The sequence below is a fragment of the Pedobacter lithocola genome, from assembly GCF_042650845.1.
GTDB classification, from domain to species: domain Bacteria; phylum Bacteroidota; class Bacteroidia; order Sphingobacteriales; family Sphingobacteriaceae; genus Pedobacter; species Pedobacter lithocola.
The window spans coordinates 560,526-577,681 of the sequence record NZ_JBHSBW010000011.1; the positions used below are offsets into that span (position 1 = coordinate 560,526).

Sequence of the window (17,156 nt, forward strand, 5' to 3'; positions counted from 1 at the left end):
TAAAAAAACCCGTTTGTGATGCCAAACGGGTTTACAAATTATGTAGTGATTTTAATTAACTTTTGTATAATAAATATTAAGTTTCAATCGGTTTGTAGTATTACCAAATGAACCTATAACAGCTCTTGCTGCAGATGAACCCGAAGGGCCTAAATCAAACGGCGTGGCTGTTAAATTAGTTGGTGCTAAAAATGTACCGTAATCAACTTTTGCTCCATCAACCAAATCTTGTACATATGCTGTGATGTTAAATATATATCTGTTTTTTAATGAATCATAATACCCACCAAAAACTCCATCAGATTTTGCTCTAGAATCTCCAGCATAAGTAGATCCAGAAGATGTAGTTCCTGGTTGATCATGATCAGGAACATTTACATTCTGTTCGGCAATATCCCATCTATACAACGATAATCTTTGTGCTGGTACAAAAGGATAGGCAAAAGTTCCTGTACTTAAATCAACAACCAGTTCTGCTTTATTAACAATAACTTTTCCGTAAGTAGCTGTAAAGTTTTTAAGATTTGGGAATGATATTTTTGTTTTTACACCGCCCAAAGCCTGTAAATATGTTATACCATATTGTATCGGACTAGCTGTAGAGCCAGGATTATCCAATTGAGTTTTAACAGGTGTGCCAGTGTAATCATGTTTAATGTTTGCAGTTACCACTTGCCCTGTAGATGTATTAATAGGAAAATTGGTTGTAACAGTATCGATAACATTGGTCGTACTTGTGTTCTTATAAACGAGTTGTAAATACGAGTTGGTACTAGCAAAATCAATAAAAGCAATACCTCCTGCACCTGTTGATGAAGTTTTGTTTACTTCAGCATATAGGCCTTTAAAATATTGTGCAAATTTATCGTTTGTAGATGTTCCGGCAGCGGCTAAACTCAAAATTGTGCTTTGAATAAAAGCTTTGTTTAAAGGAATTCTAATTTGAGCTTTAACCGTTTTAAGTGTGTCTCTACCACCCTTAACAATTTCAGTTATTTTAATTGGTGTAGTTGGAAAAATTCTACTATTAAAGTTTCCTAAAAGTGTTGTGCTATGAGGTATAGCATCAGAAGCTTTATATTTTGCGATTGGTGCTGTTAATTGATAAACATCTATACTATATCTCGAAGATGTTGTATCTCCATAAAACTGTGTTCCTAAGTTTAAAACTAAAACTGCAGAATCTAAAACCGGAGAAGTTCCAAAATTATAGCTTAAGCTGGTTGGCCAAACTGTCATCCCAACACTAGCTTCGGTTTTACCAAAAACTGGGTCGGTCATGTAGCCTAGCGGATATTGACTTAGCGTAGAGGTAATAAAATCCGGCTCTTTAATCGTTTGAGAAGTAACTAGCTGATCGTTTACCAAAGTACCTTGTATAGCCGAATTTGGGTCAACATCTAAGCCAACGCCATTTGGGTTTTTACACGATGCAAAAAGAAAAAGACCTATCAACAGGGTTAATAAGTCTTGTTTTGTAAATTTCATATTTAAAATAATAATACCTAATTAAGCAACAGAAACCAATTCTTCATTCGAAATTTCTTCGTAAAATGAGTAGAAGTTTTCGAAATTATCGGTTAAGTTATAAGCTAAAGTTGGCTTATTGGAATCTTTAACAAATTTTAACAGATCTTTATCTAAGTTTTCATCTGCTAAAACTACTGCGTCTGAGTGAGTTATCGCTCCTACATGTAAGCTGTTTACATCTGCCGCTTCGAAAGCTTTTGTATCATCTTCTGTCATGTTAGCCATAACAGCTTTTTTGTAGAAGTTGGGATTTAAACTTTCGGTAAAACCACCTTCGTAAACAGAATACACAACTTTCGAATTTTTAAAAGTAGGGTCGTTTTTATAAGTTGTTTTAATGTAAGCAGGTACTAAAGAACTCATCCAGCCGTGGCAGTGAACAATATCTGGTGCCCAACCTAATTTTTTTACCGTTTCTAATGCGCCTTTACAGAAAAAGATGGTACGTTCGTCGTTGTCATCAAAGAATTTTCCGCTTGCATCAGCAAAAACTTGCTTGCGTTGGAAATACTCTTCATTATCCAGGAAATAAACCTGCATACGTGCAGCTGGAATAGAAGCCACTTTAATAATTAAAGGGTTATCGTTGTCATCAATAATGATGTTCATTCCAGATAAGCGGATTACTTCGTGTAAACGATTTCTTCTCTCGTTAATGTTACCAAATTTTGGCATCAAGATGCGGATTTCGAATCCTTTTTCTTGCATAGCCTGTGGCAATTGGCGAGTAATTTCAGAAATTTTAGTAAGCTCGAGGAAAGGCGACATCTCGTGTGTAACAATCAGCAGCTTCGTTTTTGCCATCTCCATATTCAAAGAAAAAATTAAGTTAATTAAAAGATAATGAGCTGCAAAGATAAGAATAATAATACTATTTATCAATATCGCAACCATTTGTTTGGTTTCGTTTAGATTAATTTACACCTTTACCCCCTCAACTCATATCGTTAAGTTTGGAAGTATTTAAAACCAAAGCAGCGCTTAAAGCCTATTTAGAACCACTAAAAGCAGCGGGTAAAAAAATTGCTCTTGTACCTACAATGGGTGCTTTGCATAACGGTCATATTTCGTTAATTAAATTGGCGCAAGAAAACGCAGATGTTATTGTTTGTAGCATTTTCGTAAATCCGACACAATTTACAGACCCGAAAGACCTCGAAAAATACCCACGACCAATTGAACACGATTTGGCTATGCTAAATACTGCTGGTTGCAGCGCCGTATTTATGCCAAATGTAGAAGAAATGTACCCGGAAGGTGCTGGAGAAAATTGGCACATTAATTTAGGGAATGCTGAATTTTTATTAGAGGGTGCTTTTAGAAAAGGACATTACCAGGGAGTAACTCAGATTGTAAAAAAACTTTTTGATGCAGTAGAACCTGATGTTGCCATGTTTGGTCAGAAAGATTATCAACAGGTTTTGATGATCAAAAATATGCTCGAGCATTTTAAACTGCCGATAAACATCATTACTTGCCCAATAATTAGAGAGGATGATGGCTTAGCCATGAGCAGCAGAAACATTCATTTATCCAAAACAGATAGAAAAAATGCGCTTGTATTAAGTAAATCATTACAGTATGTTGTTGATAATTTTCAATCTTATTCCTTTGATGAACTTGTAAAGCAGGCAAAAGCATTTTATAATGATTTAGAGGGAGTTGAACTCGATTATTTTACAATCGCGAAGGGTGATACATTACAGCCTGCCGAAACTAAAGAAGAGAAATCATTAGTCGCTTTAGTTGCCGCAAAGGTAGGTGCAACCAGGCTGATAGATAATATGATTATTAAATAAATGAACGAATTTTGATTGAGTGAATGATAGAATGTTTTGCCATTCTCTAATTTCGACATTCATTCATTCACTAATTCATTATAAACTTTATTGCTAACTTTGCCGAATGATTATTACGATATTAAAATCTAAAATACACCGTGTTAAAGTAACACAGGCCGAACTTAATTATGTTGGCAGTATTACGATTGATGAAGATTTAATGGATGCAGCCAACATTATAGCTAATGAAAAGGTGCAGATTGTTAATAATAATAATGGTGCCCGTTTTGAAACCTATGTAATAAAAGGAGAACGTGGTACTGGAACCATCTGTTTAAACGGTGCAACTGCTCGTTTGGCGCAACTTGGTGATGTACTAATTATAATGTCTTACGGTGCTTTACCAATCGATGAAGCCAAAAAATACAATCCGGTACTCGTTTTTCCTGATGACAATAATCATTTGCTAAAATAAAACAACTTGATGTTGAACCTTAAATCGGTATTAAAATACCTCTTCCTTTTTTGCATGGGGATTGGCATTTTGTACTTAGCGTTTAAGGACCAAAATTTAGGGCAGATTTGGGCAGAAATTAAGAATGCAAATTTTCTATGGGTTGCGCTTTCAGCAATTTCAGTTTGGATAGCTCATGTTCTTCGTGCGCTTCGTTGGCGTATGTTGTTCCATTCCATTAATTATAATGTCACTTTTTGGAATACTTATCATGCGGTAATAATTGGTTATTTAGCAAATCTGGCACTTCCTCGTTTTGGAGAAATCGGTCGGTGTTCGGTTATGTTAAAATCAGAAAAAGTACCAATGTTTGCTTCCATTGGTACAGTAATAACCGAAAGGTTATTCGATATGTTTATGCTACTTTTATCAGCATTGCTGATGTTGATTTTTCAATACGATTTAGTATCCGATTTTCTATTCAATAGCATTTATGTTAATATAGCAGCCAAAATTCATTCAATAAATTATTTATGGTCTATAGTATTAATTGTATTAATACTCTGCATCATTTTAGCTGCAATATATTTTATACGAAAAGCCTTAAACAAGAAATTTTTGAGGATTTATGTCGGTTTAAAGCAAGGATTTAACTCTTACAGCAACTTACAAAATAAATCGCTTTTTATAACCTATACCTTAGGAATCTGGGTTTTCTATTTCTCATCAATGTATTTAGCATTTTCTGCGATTCAGGCTACTTCCGGTTTAGGTTTAAATGTAGGTTTTACCGCCCTTGTATTTTCAAGTTTTGCTATGGTAGCGCCTGTTCAGGGAGGGCTCGGGGTTTTTCACTGGATGGTTGCCCAAGCATTAGTATTGTATGCAGTTCCCTTTAAAGATGGCTTGGCGTATGCAACCATACTGCATTCATCACAATTCTTGCTTACCATAATATTAGGCTGCTTAAGTTTACTATTAGTTTTTTCTAAAAGGATAAAAACTAATCATATCTAAATCATATTAATAAAGGAATGCGATTAGTAAAGTCGCAAACTCTTTAACACACAAATTAGAAATAAATACTATGCAGCCATAGTATTATCGAACAATATATACTACATTTGATACACTAACCTTTTATATACAAATGTTATGCATTTCGAATTAAGTGAAGAACAGATAATGATTCAGCAAGCTGCCAGAGATTTTGCTAATCAGGAATTAAAGCCCGGCGTAATCGAGCGAGACGAGCATCAAAAATTTCCGGCAGAACAAGTTAAAAAACTAGGTGAACTTGGTTTTTTGGGGATGATGGTTTCTGAAAGATACAATGGCAGTGGCTTAGATGCGATTTCTTACGTATTGGTTATGGAAGAGCTTTCTAAAATTGATGCTTCTGCATCTGTTGTGGTTTCTGTAAATAACTCATTGGTTTGCTACGGTTTAGAAGCTTATGGAAGTGAAGCGCAAAAGGAAAAATACCTTAAGCCTTTGGCTTCTGGAGAAAAGATAGGTGCTTTTTGTTTATCAGAACCCGAAGCAGGATCGGATGCAACATCGCAAAGTACAACTGCAGAAGATATGGGCGATTATTACTTACTTAACGGAACTAAAAACTGGATTACCAATGGAGGTACTGCCTCAACTTATTTAGTTATAGCACAAACCCATCCCGAATTAAGGCACAAGGGCATTAATGCTTTTATTGTTGAAAAAGGTATGGAAGGGTTTACGATTGGTCCGAAAGAAAATAAATTGGGTATTCGTGGTTCTGATACACACTCATTAATGTTTAATGATGTAAAAGTTCCAAAAGAAAATAGAATAGGTGAAGATGGATTTGGTTTCAAGTTTGCAATGAAAACTTTAGAAGGTGGTAGAATTGGTATTGCGGCACAGGCGTTAGGTATTGCTCAAGGTGCTTTCGAATTGGCAACACAATATGCTAAAGCCAGAAAATCTTTCGGGAAACCAATTTCAGAACATCAGGCAATTGCTTTTAAGTTGGCCGATATGGCAACACAAATTGAAGCAGCAAGATTATTAGTTTATAAGGCTGCATGGTTAAAAGACCAAGGTTTACCATATACACAAGCAGGCTCTATGGCCAAATTGTTTGCATCAAAAGTAGCTATGGATGTTACTATAGAAGCAGTTCAAGTTCATGGTGGTTATGGTTTTGTAAAGGAATACCACGTAGAACGTTTAATGCGTGATGCGAAAATTACACAGATTTACGAAGGAACTTCTGAAATACAGAAAATGGTAATTTCGAGAGAGGTTATTAGGTAGTTTTCAGTTCTTGTTTGAAGTTTTCAGTTCCTGGTAAGAAAGTTTGAACTAACCCAACTGTGAAATATTTCTTAAAGATTTTGTTTTCATTACCAATTGTAAATTGAAAACTAAGAACTGTAAACTAAAAAGCAATCAGTTGGTTATTAATTTGCCAACTGATTACTGTAAACTGAGATTGCAAACTGAATTAATCTTTATCGCCTGATATTGCACCAAAAATTGCTTTTATTAAGGCTACAACAATAGCTAAAAATGCTGCTGCTAAAAATCCTGTAGTGTTGAATGATGTCATCATACTATCTACTAATAAAATCATAAGTACAGTAATAATAAACGACATTAAACCTAAAGTAAGGAAATTTACCGGGAATGTTAATAGTCTTAAAATGAATCCAATTGTAGCATTTGCCAGGGCAATTAATACAGCTGCAATAATTGCGCTTCCGAAACCATCTACAGTTACACCCGGAACCAGTTTCGCACCGATAAAAACGGCTAATCCCATCAAAAGGATTTCAATAATTAATCTCATAATTGTTTAATTTAGTAAAATGTTTAAATCTGTTAAATATTTGTTTGTTTTCGTTGTTGCAATAAATATCTGTTCGTGTAATAATACAAACAATAAGCCAATCCTAAAATTTTCTGCTGATAGCACTTCAATTGTAATAAAAAATATTGACCAAGCTAGTCTGTTCGAAATTAAAAAAGTTTACCAGGCCAATCCAGATTCTGTTAATTTTATTTCGGTTCTACTAACACCGGGCGAAACAGATAGTTTGCAGGATGAGATAAATATTTCTGGTAAGACAATTCTAAGGGGCGATTCAATAATTTTTTTACCTGATAAACCATTTCTAAAAGGTAAAAAATATTTAGTTGAAAGTTACATTGCTGTAGAATTTGCCAACGGTAGCAAGTTATTTAAAGGAACCATAAAACACAACTTAGAACCTCAACAACAAATGCTACAAAGATAGTTTTACGTGTAAATTCCTGTATCAGAGTTTGATTATTTCTAAAATTTATGTACATTTGCATCGTAATCGAAGAAAAGAGAAGGGGACAATGTCCCCTTTTTCTATGAAATCAGATTAAAATATGCAGGTAGAAAAGAGAGTTACAGCACTCGTAGAAGAGAAAATTGCAGATAGGCCAGAGCTATTTTTGGTTGAAGTGAAAATGTTGCCGAATAACAAATTAATTATCCATGTTGATGGTGATGAAGGCATAAGTATACAAGATTGTGTTGCCATTAGCAGGCATGTTGGTTTTCATTTGGAAGAAGAAAATACCATTGAGCAAGCTTATAATTTAGAAGTTTCTTCTCCAGGTGTTGGTGAGCCATTAAAACTTATCCGCCAGTATAATAAAAACATTGGCCGTTCTATAAGCATTAAATTTGCGGGCGGACAAAAAAAGGAAGGTAAGCTTTTAGAGGTTACTGATAATAGTATTCTGATTGAAGAATCAGTTAAAGAAAAAGGTAAAAAAGCAACTACAATACAAACAGAGGTGGCTTTTAATGATATATTAGAAACAAGTGTATTAATAAGTTTTAAGTAATACGATTTAGAAGTGAAACGAGATTATCTTGTAACCTAAAAATCTATTTAATCATGGTAAAAAATGAGTACTACAACAATTAATTTAATCGACTCTTTTCAGGAGTTTAAGGATTTCAAAAATATAGATCGCCCAACGGTGATTAGTGTGTTGGAAGAAGTTTTCCGTAGCATGTTGCGTAAAAAATACGGAACAGACGAAAACTGTGATGTTATTGTAAATCCTGATAACGGGGATTTGGAAATCTGGAGAACGAGAAAAGTAATGGAAGACGGATTTTCTGAAGATGATGATTTAGAAATTGAACTTGCTGAGGTTTCTAAATTAGATAACACTTTAGAAGTTGGAGATGATTATATCGAACAAATTACTTTAGAAAGTTTTGGCCGCAGAGCAATTTTAGCTGCTCGCCAAACTTTAGTTTCTAAAGTGTTGGAATTAGAGAAAGACGAAATTTTCAAAAAATATAAAGATAGGGTTGGCGAAGTTGTATCGGGTGAAGTTTACCAGGTATGGAAAAAAGAAACTTTGGTTTTGGATGATGAAGGTAACGAACTTTTAATGCCGAAAACAGAGCAAATTCCTGCAGATTATTTTAAAAAGGGAGATTCTGTTAGAGCAGTAATTTCTAAAGTAGAAATGATTAATGCAAACCCTAAAATTATCATATCTAGAACAGCACCCGAATTTTTACAGCGTTTGTTTGAACAAGAAGTTCCAGAAATTTTCGATGGTTTAATTACCATAAAGAAAATTGTTCGTGAACCAGGAGAACGTGCTAAAGTTGCTGTAGAATCTTACGACGATCGTATTGATCCGGTAGGTGCATGCGTGGGTATGAAAGGATCTCGTATTCATGGTATTGTTCGCGAGTTGAAAAACGAAAATATTGATGTGATTAATTTCACAAATAATACTTCGTTATATATTACACGTGCTTTAAGTCCGGCAAAAATTACTTCTATTAAATTAGATGATGATACTAAACATGCATCGGTTTATTTAAAACCCGATCAGGTATCATTAGCAATAGGCCGTGGTGGACATAACATTAAACTTGCTGGTAAGTTAACCGGTTATGAAATTGATGTTTACCGCGAAGCTGGTGAAGAAACAGATGAAGATGTTGATTTAGAAGAATTCTCAGATGAGATTGATAGCTGGATTATCGACGAATTGAAGGCTATCGGTTGCGATACTGCTAAGAGTGTTTTAGCACTTACGGTAGAAGATTTAGTAAAACGCACCGACCTTGAAGAAGAAACCATTAAAGAAGTGGTTCAAATTTTGAAGTCAGAATTTGAATAAGTGGTGTAATTGCCAAATAAACACTACTTTTGTATTAAAATAAAAACAATAACAGGAGCTAAATGTCAGACGACAAACCAATCATTTTAATTAAAGCTATTAAAGAACTTAATATTGGCATGGGTACGGCCGTAGAGTTTTTAAACAAAAAGGGGTTCTCAGCCGAGAAAAGCCCTATGTTTAAACTTTCGGGCGATATGTATAACGCCTTATTAAAAGAGTATCAGGGAGATAAGATCGTAAGAGAAGAAGCCAAACAAATAGTGATTGGTAAAATACGTCGTGACGAGCCTGAGACCGAAAAGCCAGCTGAAGCACCGAAAAAGAACACCGATTTTGAGAAAAACGAAGAGATTTTAATTAAAAATACTCAATCGTTTGCTCCTCAGGCAGAGAAACCTAAAGTTGAGGTACCTAAAGTAGAAACACCTCCTACTGCAGAGCCTGTGAAGGAAACTAAAACAGAAGATAAAGCCGATGATGGTAGTCTTCCGGGTGTTAAAATTGTAGGTAAGATTGATTTAAACGATCTTAATTCTAAAACAAGACCAGCTAAGAAGGAAGAAACTCCAGAACCTACTTCTAAAGTTGAAGAAGCTCCAAAACCAATTGCCGAACAAGCTAAAGTAGAAGAAAAGCCGATTGAAGTTAAGAAAGAACAACCTGAAGTAAAAGCAGAAGCACCTCAACCAGTTGCAAAAGTTGAAGAAACTCCAAAACCAGTTGTAGAGCAGCCTAAGGCAGAAGCACCGAAAGTGGAAACTATTGCTACTCCAGAAGTTAAACCAGCAACACCAGTTAGTACAGAGCCTGAGGTTATGAAAGCCCGTTCGGTAAAATTAACTGGTCCGAATATTATAGGTAAAATTGTTTTACCAACTACACCTGATAGAAGAAATGGTCCTGTAGCATCATCGAGCGATAGCGAAGCGGCAAAACGCAAACGTAAGCGTAAGAAAACTCCAGGAGCGCCAGGTCAACAAGGTCAGCATGGTGGTGGTCAGGGTCAACCTGGTCAAAATCCAACAACTCAAGGCCAAGGCGGTGCGCCAGGACAACCTCGTACACCTTACCAAGGCAATAGACCTGCAAGTGGAACTCCTTACCAAGGTAACCGACCAGCAGGTGGTGGTGGAACCCCATATCAGGGAAATAGAAATAATAATAACACCAGACCAGGTTTTCAAAATAGAAATGCTACACCTAGCGGACCTAAAGAAGAGCCTACTGAAAAAGAAATTCAAGATCAAATCAAAGCTACACTTGCTCGTTTAAGTGGCGCTGGTAAATCTGGTAAATTTGCTCAACGTGCTAAATTACGTCGTCAGAAACGTGATGATGTTGCATATAACGCAGAAGAAGCAGCGAATGAACTTGAGTCTCAATCAAAAATATTAAAAGTAACAGAATTTGTAACAGCAAACGAACTTGCAAGTATGATGGATGTACCGGTAACCAAAATTATTGGTACTTGTATGAGCCTTGGTATGTTCGTATCAATCAATCAGCGTTTAGATGCTGAAACATTAACAATTGTTGCTGATGAATTCGGTTATGAAATTCAATTCGTTAAACCTGATGAAGATGAGGAAAACGTTATTGAAGAAGAAGATGCAGTTGAAACCTTAATTGAAAGAGCTCCGGTTGTTACAATTATGGGTCACGTAGACCATGGTAAAACCTCATTGCTGGATTATATCCGTAAAGCAAATGTTGTTGCAGGTGAAGCGGGTGGTATTACACAGCACATTGGTGCATACATGGTAACTACGCCAACAGGCAAAAAAGTAACTTTCTTAGATACTCCTGGTCACGAAGCGTTTACAGCAATGCGTGCTCGTGGTGCTAAGGCGGCAGATATTGCAATTATTGTTATTGCTGCGGATGATGCAGTAATGCCTCAAACAAAAGAGGCGATAAACCATGCACAAGCAGCGGGTGTACCATTGGTATTTGCTTTTACCAAAGTAGATAAACCAGGTGCAAATGCAGATAAAGTACGTGAGCAATTATCAGTAATGAATATTTTGGTTGAAGATTGGGGTGGTAAATATCAATCTCAGGAAATATCAAGCAAAAGCGGTTTAAATGTAGATTTACTTTTAGATAAAGTATTATTAGAAGCCGAATTATTAGAACTGAAAGCGAATCCAAATAAAAGAGCTACAGGAACAGTAATTGAATCAGCCTTAGATAAAGGTCGTGGTATTGTAACTACGGTATTGGTTCAGGCTGGTACATTAAGAGTTGGAGACCCAATTTTAGCAGGAAGTTACAGTGGACGTGTAAAAGCGTTAACAAACGAACGTGGTGCTAAGGTAGATTCTGCAGGTCCATCGCAACCAGTACAAGTATTAGGTATGCAAGGCGCACCTACAGCAGGTGATAGATTTAATGCTTTAGAAAGTGAAACTGAAGCACGTGATATTGCAAACAAACGTATGCAGTTACAACGTGAGCAAGGTTTGCGTACTCAGAAACATATCACATTGGATGAGATTGGTCGTCGTTTAGCAATTGGTAACTTCAAAGAACTTAACATTATTGTTAAAGGTGATGTGGATGGTTCTATCGAAGCATTAGCCGATTCATTACTTAAATTATCGACTGAGCAAATCCAAATCAATATTATTAGCAAAGGTGTAGGTCAGATTTCAGAATCTGATGTATTGCTAGCTTCAGCTTCAGATGCGATTATCATTGGTTTCCAGGTTCGTCCATCAACAGGTGCACGTAAACTTGCAGAGGCAGAACAAATTGATATACGCTTATATTCTATCATTTACGATGCAATCAACGAGATTAAATCGGCAATGGAAGGTATGTTAGACCCAGAATTTGAAGAGAAAATTGTGGCTAACGTAGAAATACGCGAAACTTTCAAAATCACTAAAGTTGGTACCATTGCAGGTTGTATGGTATTGGATGGTAAAATTACCCGTAACAGCAAAATCCGTATCGTTAGAGATGGTGTTGTAGTTTACACAGGTGAGTTAGCATCATTAAAACGCTTTAAAGATGATGTTAAAGAAGTGCTTAAAGGCTACGAATGTGGTTTGAATATTCAAAACTTTAACAACATTGAAGTTGGCGATATTGTAGAAGCTTACGAACAAGTAGAAGTTGCAAGGAAGTTGTAATCCAATTTCTTCTTAAATATAGAAGTCGCGGTGAAAATCGCGACTTTTTTGTGTTAAGACTTAGTTACATCTTTTTGTTTATCATTGTATTGACTAATACATTAAATATACTTACTATTGAATATTTTAAATACTCATCTGACGGATGGCAATTTATGTAAAATTTGCAATTCTCCATTTGCTGATAATTATCTCGTTAAAGAAATGATGTTCGGCTTCCGTGATCAATTTACATATAATCAATGTTCTGCATGTAACTGCTTGCAAATAGATAAGTTTCCAGACAATATTGATAAATACTATCCAGCATATTATTATTCATTTAATGCTGATACTGCACCTTTAAAAAGACAACCGTTTTTTAAACGTCTTATTGCTAATATTAGGATTAAAAAATTACTAAATGATAATAGACCTGTTTTAAGATACCTAAAACCTATTAAGCCGAAATTCTCAGATAGGATATTAGAAATAGGTTGCGGTAAAGGTAAACAGATTTGCGATTTGTTTAACTTGGGTTTTGAAAATATAGAAGGTGTAGATAAATTTATTCCCAAAGAAATAGATCATGGTTTTGGTGTGAAAATTTTAAAGAAAGACATTAAGGATCTTACTCCAAATAGTTATGATTTAATTATCATGAATCATGTTTTAGAGCACATGCCTCAACAGCAGGATGTACTAAGAGGTTGCCTGAAATTATTGAGAGACAATGGCTGCTTAATGATTGCCATACCAATCATTGCAGAAGCATTTAATATTTATAAAGAAAATTGGGTTCAGTTAGATGCACCAAGGCATTTCTTTCTTCATACTGTAAAAAGCATGAAAATTTTAGCTGAGCAAACAGGCTTTGAAATAAGAAGCAAGCTCTTTGATTCACTGAGTTTTCAATTTACAGCTAGCGAACTTTATAAACGGGATATCGAGCTTTTTCCGGAAAGCAATGAAAGGTGTGCCTATCCATTTGAGAAATACTTTTCGAAAGAAGAAATAGAAAACTACCAAAAGCAGGCTATTAAACTCAATAGTGAGGAAAATGGTGATACTGCTGTGTTTTATTTATACAAGTCAAATCTGTAAGTTACTGTCCAATAATCCACTTTATTTTATCAAATTTGTTAATTATATACACAATAAAATAACTGGCAAAGTATACAATAAAAAATCTAATATACTGCAATATCACCAGTTCAAACGAGGTTTTTCCTTCTGGACCTATTCCTAAGGGGTTGAAAATTTGTGGTAATATTTGCATGATTATGATAAAATGAATCAGGTGTATACCATATGTACTGCTTCGAGGATTTAACTTTTTAATCCATTTTGGATTACCTAAACGATAAAGGAAAAGAAAGGAAACCAAGGAGTAAACAATATTCGAAACTCTTAAAGTATTATACGGATCGCCTTGTATTTTGGCATTAATTAAATAGTAACTCTCATAGCAAGATATTACCAAAGCAAATATAGAAGCCAGTAACAGGGTATAAATAGAGCGTCTTTTTATCCAATCATTAAATTGTTGGAAATTTTTATGAAGAATAACCCCCAACCATAAGTAAAATACAAATCCTAATATAGCTGTTGTGTGTGTGCTGTAAATCCATTCGTAATATAAATTTACAGAGTAAAAAAGAGAACAAATACCAAAAAATATGCCTAACTGAATCTTATAAAGGTATCTTCTAAAAATCAGTAATATCGCAATACTTCCCAAAAAATTTAAAATAAACCAGAAACTTGTTTTAACAATAATATCGTAAATCTGCTCCCCAAATCCCCAGATTGGTTTTTCAAACATGGGAGACCAGCTACCCTTAAGGTAAACCACAAGTAAGTTGGCGTAGATTAAAACTAAAAAAACTCCTATCCAAAAAAGCCAGGGTTTAAAGGTTCCATCAAAACGCTTTTTTAAATATTGTAATGAGGTTGTAGTGCGAATTTTATCGCCTATCAGAAAGCCTGCAAGTATATAAAATAAAATAGTTCCGAATTTAAAAACCTGCATCGTAAACAACTGAATCGATTGTTCGTAAACGTCTTTGAAAAATTTGGGTTCAGGCCACATGTAAGTGTGCTCTAAAACAATTGTTATAATAGCTATGAATCGAAGCGAATCAACAAAATCGTAGTTAAGTTTTTCTTTTTTTATAGGTGATAACATAATAATTCTGCAATAATAAGAACTATCGGTTGATTTTACTCCCTTTAATATCCATAACGTAGCTTTTTTAACATTAATTATCTCCAGCATCAATATCGATTCATTATTTTCGCTTAAAAATAATACACCGCCCTAGCTGATTTTTAATAAAAATATTAATGATATCAATCATAATCGCATCAACAAAAAATATTTTATTAAAAAATATATCTAAAAATATTGAGGATACTATTGGAGTCGATTTTGAAATTATTAGTTTCGACAACGCTAGAGGAGAAAGAGGTCTTTGTGAATTGTACAATAAAGGTTCTAGAATGGCTAAGTATGATATTCTTTGTTTTATGCATGAGGATATTAGTATTAAAACTTACAATTGGGGTAGTATTGTGTGTAAGTCATTTAAGCAAAATGAAAAACTTGGATTGATTGGAATTGCTGGAAGCATTTACAAAGCCATTGCACCATCTGGTTGGCACAGCAACTCAGAAAACACAGAACGAACCAATATTATACAAACATTTAAATTTTCTGACAAAACAGAGATGCATCATACTCGAAATCCACTCAATGAGAAATATACTCGGGTGGCCTGCATTGATGGTGTATGGTTTTCTACATTGAAGAAAGTTGTAACTGAAAATCCATTTGATGAGCAAAACTTTAAAGGATTTCATGCCTATGATATTGATTTTTCGCTACAGGTTGGGCAGCACTATGATATTAATGTTCGTTACGATATTTTATTGCAGCATTTTTCTGAAGGTAATTTTGATAAATCCTGGATGTTGGAAGTTATGAAGCTTCACAGCAAGTGGAACAAATACTTACCCATTCAAACAATGAATTTTGATAAAAGGACTAGGATACAAATTGAAAAACGAACTTTTAAAGACTTTATAGATAAATCTTTGGCAAATAAAATTCCTGCAATAAAAGTGGTTCAGTTATTATGGAATAAAGATGGGATTAGACGCTTTGATTTTAAATTATTCCTTAAACTGAATAGATACCTAGTAGGAAAAACTTTAAGGCTATAGCAAGCTTTTATTGGATAAGCTTAGTTTTCTGGCGAAGTTTATTTTGCTGATCAAGCTTTTTCTTTTTCTGTTCGCGATGTAAAAAAGTTCATCGTAATAAGAAACTATAAATATAAACGCCCTCCATCTACCTTTACCCATCAGCAAGGTTTTAAAAATCGAAAATGCTTTACTAATTAACATTGGTTGCTTATTATAGTCAAACTTAGCAATTTTCTCAAGCCAATCTAAATCAATTTTAACACGTTTTCCTTTGTTTTTTAGTGTTGGTTTAAGGCTAAGATTATCCGTAATGCTATCCGTATGTTGTCTATAATTAACTAACACTTTATTAATAAATTTAATTGAACCAACATTAACTGCTACATAAGCCAACCACCAATCATGAAAAAAACGTTTATCAAATGGTAATAAATATTTTATTAAATCGCTTTTAAACATTGATGCGTGCCCCGAAATACAATTGAACAATAAGAAAGGTAGTGGATTATTGCCTTGGTACATGTGGTATCTTTCTGCCATTGTAGGCATAGTTATTTTAGCTCCATCGTTATCAATAAAATCAGAATCGTGATATATCAATTCATTGTTCCCAATTTCATCAACTAAGATTTCTATTTTATTTAGGTTCCAAATATCGTCTTGGTCGCATAAGCATATGTACTTTCCTGAGCATTGCATAATGGCTTTTTCGAAATTCTTAGTGTACCCTAAGTTTTGCTCATTAACAGATAAAAATATTCGATTATCAATGTATGATCTGCAAATTTCTACGGTATCATCAATAGATTTATCATCAATTATTATGATTTCGGTATTTTTATAAGTTTGGTTAATAACACTTTCCAGCTGTGATTTTATAAATTTGGCACCATTATAAGTACATATAGCAACTGAAACTTTTGGGTTCTTCAACATAATTTTTGTTTAATTTAACTTTTACACTCTTTAAAAATTAATACCATGGTACTCATAAAGGATTTGTGATATAAACTGAAAAGTTGTTTATGATGAAAAGTTAAAAAAAAGAATAAGGAGAAGGCAAAGCTTGAATTGGACTTGTTAGCTAATAGCTCAATCAGCTTATCAATAAACTTTAAGTCTTTTGCATTATGTCTATTAAAAAGTTTTAGTGTTTTTAAATGATTAATCCTTAGGTTTTTTAACTTCAGTTTTTCTGAATTTTTATGCTCATGCTCAACTTCTAATCTTTGGTTGTCTTTTGCATGCTCGGTATATGTTAGTGAAAAGTTATGCTGTCTATAATTAACCAAAATATTTGATAAGTACTGGATTCTTCCAACAATAGAAGCAACGTAAGCTAACCAGTGGTCGTGTGGAATGGTTGAATAAAACGGTAAAATGTGATCTTTTAATTTATTTCTAAACATCACCGAATGGCCTGCAATACAATTGTTTAACAGCAAATTCCTACTTTCGCTATTATCCAAGTATCCAATTGTATTTGAAAGCGATCTATTTAATGGTTTACCTTCATAATCAACCAGGGCTGAATCATGATAAATCAAGATTGAATCAGAATTAATGGACTTTTGCAATGTACTTAGTTTTTTCAAATGCCATACATCATCCTGATCACTTAATGCAATAAAATCGCCCATGCATAAAGATATTGCAAGCTCAAAATTTTTAATATATCCTAAGTTTTTTTCGTTTTGATATAATTTTATACAAGAGTATTCAGATTCATACTTTTTTAAAATTTCGAAAGTTCCATCAATAGAATTATCATCGATTATAACAATTTCTTTGTTTTGATAATCCTGGTTAACCAAACTTTGTAATTGTTCATGTAAATGATTTTTACCATTATATGTACAAACGGCAATACTTATTAAAGGCAAATTTAACATG

Annotated in this window: 16 protein-coding genes; 10 read left to right on the top strand and 6 right to left on the bottom strand. The window is 34.1% G+C overall.

The window, feature by feature from the left end; genetic code table 11:
• Window positions 1–51: 51 nt before the first annotated feature.
• Together ACFOWA_RS12825 and ACFOWA_RS12830 are read right to left on the bottom strand one after the other, a co-directional pair.
• Entirely contained in the window at window positions 52–1,488 is a 1,437-nt protein-coding gene (locus ACFOWA_RS12825) for a DUF4270 domain-containing protein (RefSeq protein WP_378985728.1), read from the bottom strand.
• A 21-nt stretch (window positions 1,489–1,509) separates the two neighbouring features.
• Window positions 1,510–2,334: a glycogen/starch synthase gene (locus ACFOWA_RS12830; RefSeq protein WP_378985730.1), complete on the bottom strand. Its 825-nt coding sequence runs from the start codon at window positions 2,332–2,334 to the stop codon at window positions 1,510–1,512.
• Between the two features lie 149 nt (window positions 2,335–2,483).
• On the opposite strand from ACFOWA_RS12830, the gene panC reads away from it, so the two are divergent.
• The 4 genes from panC to ACFOWA_RS12850 all read left to right on the top strand — a co-directional run bounded on the left by panC (window position 2,484) and on the right by ACFOWA_RS12850 (window position 6,060).
• The gene (panC, locus tag ACFOWA_RS12835) at window positions 2,484–3,329 is read left to right on the top strand and encodes a pantoate--beta-alanine ligase (RefSeq protein ID WP_378985732.1); all 846 of its coding nucleotides are present in this window, start codon (window positions 2,484–2,486) and stop codon (window positions 3,327–3,329) included.
• Window positions 3,330–3,435: 106 nt separating this feature from the next.
• A complete protein-coding gene (gene panD, locus ACFOWA_RS12840; RefSeq protein ID WP_378985734.1) occupies window positions 3,436–3,786 on the top strand; it encodes an aspartate 1-decarboxylase in 351 nt (116 codons plus the stop codon).
• 9 nt (window positions 3,787–3,795) lie between these two features.
• Window positions 3,796–4,782: a lysylphosphatidylglycerol synthase transmembrane domain-containing protein gene (locus tag ACFOWA_RS12845; protein ID WP_378985736.1), complete on the top strand. Its 987-nt coding sequence runs from the start codon at window positions 3,796–3,798 to the stop codon at window positions 4,780–4,782.
• A 138-nt stretch (window positions 4,783–4,920) separates the two neighbouring features.
• A complete protein-coding gene (locus ACFOWA_RS12850) occupies window positions 4,921–6,060 on the top strand; it encodes an acyl-CoA dehydrogenase (RefSeq protein WP_378985738.1) in 1,140 nt (379 codons plus the stop codon).
• Between the two features lie 190 nt (window positions 6,061–6,250).
• Here the strand turns inward: ACFOWA_RS12850 and ACFOWA_RS12855 are convergent, their stop codons facing one another.
• A complete protein-coding gene (locus tag ACFOWA_RS12855) occupies window positions 6,251–6,595 on the bottom strand; it encodes a phage holin family protein (protein WP_378985740.1) in 345 nt (114 codons plus the stop codon).
• Window positions 6,596–6,614: 19 nt separating this feature from the next.
• Here ACFOWA_RS12855 and ACFOWA_RS12860 point away from each other — a divergent pair, with 19 nt between their 5' ends.
• From ACFOWA_RS12860 to ACFOWA_RS12880, 5 genes are all read left to right on the top strand, one after another.
• The gene (locus ACFOWA_RS12860; RefSeq protein ID WP_378985742.1) at window positions 6,615–7,043 is read left to right on the top strand and encodes a hypothetical protein; all 429 of its coding nucleotides are present in this window, start codon (window positions 6,615–6,617) and stop codon (window positions 7,041–7,043) included.
• A 121-nt stretch (window positions 7,044–7,164) separates the two neighbouring features.
• Window positions 7,165–7,629 carry a ribosome assembly cofactor RimP gene (rimP, locus tag ACFOWA_RS12865; protein ID WP_378985744.1) on the top strand — a complete coding sequence of 155 codons (465 nt, stop codon included), beginning with the start codon at window positions 7,165–7,167 and terminating at the stop codon, window positions 7,627–7,629.
• A gap of 63 nt (window positions 7,630–7,692) precedes the next feature.
• Window positions 7,693–8,937 (top strand): transcription termination factor NusA, encoded by a 1,245-nt coding sequence (gene nusA, locus ACFOWA_RS12870; RefSeq protein WP_123207525.1) that lies wholly within the window; start codon window positions 7,693–7,695, stop codon window positions 8,935–8,937.
• Window positions 8,938–8,999: 62 nt separating this feature from the next.
• Complete coding sequence (gene infB, locus ACFOWA_RS12875) at window positions 9,000–12,077, top strand: translation initiation factor IF-2 (RefSeq protein ID WP_378985747.1); 3,078 nt, start codon at window positions 9,000–9,002, stop codon at window positions 12,075–12,077.
• A gap of 117 nt (window positions 12,078–12,194) precedes the next feature.
• Window positions 12,195–13,160 carry a class I SAM-dependent methyltransferase gene (locus tag ACFOWA_RS12880; RefSeq protein WP_378985749.1) on the top strand — a complete coding sequence of 322 codons (966 nt, stop codon included), beginning with the start codon at window positions 12,195–12,197 and terminating at the stop codon, window positions 13,158–13,160.
• A 1-nt stretch (window position 13,161) separates the two neighbouring features.
• Here ACFOWA_RS12880 and ACFOWA_RS12885 read toward each other — a convergent pair whose 3' ends face one another.
• Window positions 13,162–14,334 (bottom strand): acyltransferase family protein, encoded by a 1,173-nt coding sequence (locus ACFOWA_RS12885; RefSeq protein WP_378985751.1) that lies wholly within the window; start codon window positions 14,332–14,334, stop codon window positions 13,162–13,164.
• Between the two features lie 68 nt (window positions 14,335–14,402).
• Between ACFOWA_RS12885 and ACFOWA_RS12890 the strand changes: the two genes are divergently transcribed.
• The gene (locus tag ACFOWA_RS12890; RefSeq protein ID WP_378985753.1) at window positions 14,403–15,281 is read left to right on the top strand and encodes a glycosyltransferase; all 879 of its coding nucleotides are present in this window, start codon (window positions 14,403–14,405) and stop codon (window positions 15,279–15,281) included.
• Here ACFOWA_RS12890 and ACFOWA_RS12895 read toward each other — a convergent pair.
• Window positions 15,276–16,199: a glycosyltransferase gene (locus ACFOWA_RS12895; protein ID WP_378985755.1), complete on the bottom strand. Its 924-nt coding sequence runs from the start codon at window positions 16,197–16,199 to the stop codon at window positions 15,276–15,278. The two genes, ACFOWA_RS12890 and ACFOWA_RS12895, sit on opposite strands and share 6 nt — an antisense overlap.
• Window positions 16,200–16,213: 14 nt before the next feature.
• Window positions 16,214–17,155, bottom strand: coding sequence for a glycosyltransferase (locus tag ACFOWA_RS12900; RefSeq protein ID WP_378985757.1), 942 nt, complete (start codon window positions 17,153–17,155; stop codon window positions 16,214–16,216).
• Window position 17,156 lies beyond the last annotated feature (1 nt).

Coding starts and splice junctions, on each gene's coding strand:
- ACFOWA_RS12825 (WP_378985728.1), bottom strand. CDS start 1,488: ATGAAATTTACAAAACAAGACTTATTAACCCTGTTGATAGGTCTTTTT.
- ACFOWA_RS12830 (WP_378985730.1), bottom strand. CDS start 2,334: ATGGCAAAAACGAAGCTGCTGATTGTTACACACGAGATGTCGCCTTTC.
- panD (WP_378985734.1), top strand. CDS start 3,436: ATGATTATTACGATATTAAAATCTAAAATACACCGTGTTAAAGTAACA.
- ACFOWA_RS12845 (WP_378985736.1), top strand. CDS start 3,796: ATGTTGAACCTTAAATCGGTATTAAAATACCTCTTCCTTTTTTGCATG.
- ACFOWA_RS12850 (WP_378985738.1), top strand. CDS start 4,921: ATGCATTTCGAATTAAGTGAAGAACAGATAATGATTCAGCAAGCTGCC.
- ACFOWA_RS12855 (WP_378985740.1), bottom strand. CDS start 6,595: ATGAGATTAATTATTGAAATCCTTTTGATGGGATTAGCCGTTTTTATC.
- ACFOWA_RS12860 (WP_378985742.1), top strand. CDS start 6,615: ATGTTTAAATCTGTTAAATATTTGTTTGTTTTCGTTGTTGCAATAAAT.
- rimP (WP_378985744.1), top strand. CDS start 7,165: ATGCAGGTAGAAAAGAGAGTTACAGCACTCGTAGAAGAGAAAATTGCA.
- nusA (WP_123207525.1), top strand. CDS start 7,693: ATGAGTACTACAACAATTAATTTAATCGACTCTTTTCAGGAGTTTAAG.
- infB (WP_378985747.1), top strand. CDS start 9,000: ATGTCAGACGACAAACCAATCATTTTAATTAAAGCTATTAAAGAACTT.
- ACFOWA_RS12885 (WP_378985751.1), bottom strand. CDS start 14,334: ATGCTGGAGATAATTAATGTTAAAAAAGCTACGTTATGGATATTAAAG.
- ACFOWA_RS12890 (WP_378985753.1), top strand. CDS start 14,403: ATGATATCAATCATAATCGCATCAACAAAAAATATTTTATTAAAAAAT.
- ACFOWA_RS12895 (WP_378985755.1), bottom strand. CDS start 16,199: ATGTTGAAGAACCCAAAAGTTTCAGTTGCTATATGTACTTATAATGGT.
- ACFOWA_RS12900 (WP_378985757.1), bottom strand. CDS start 17,155: ATGTTAAATTTGCCTTTAATAAGTATTGCCGTTTGTACATATAATGGT.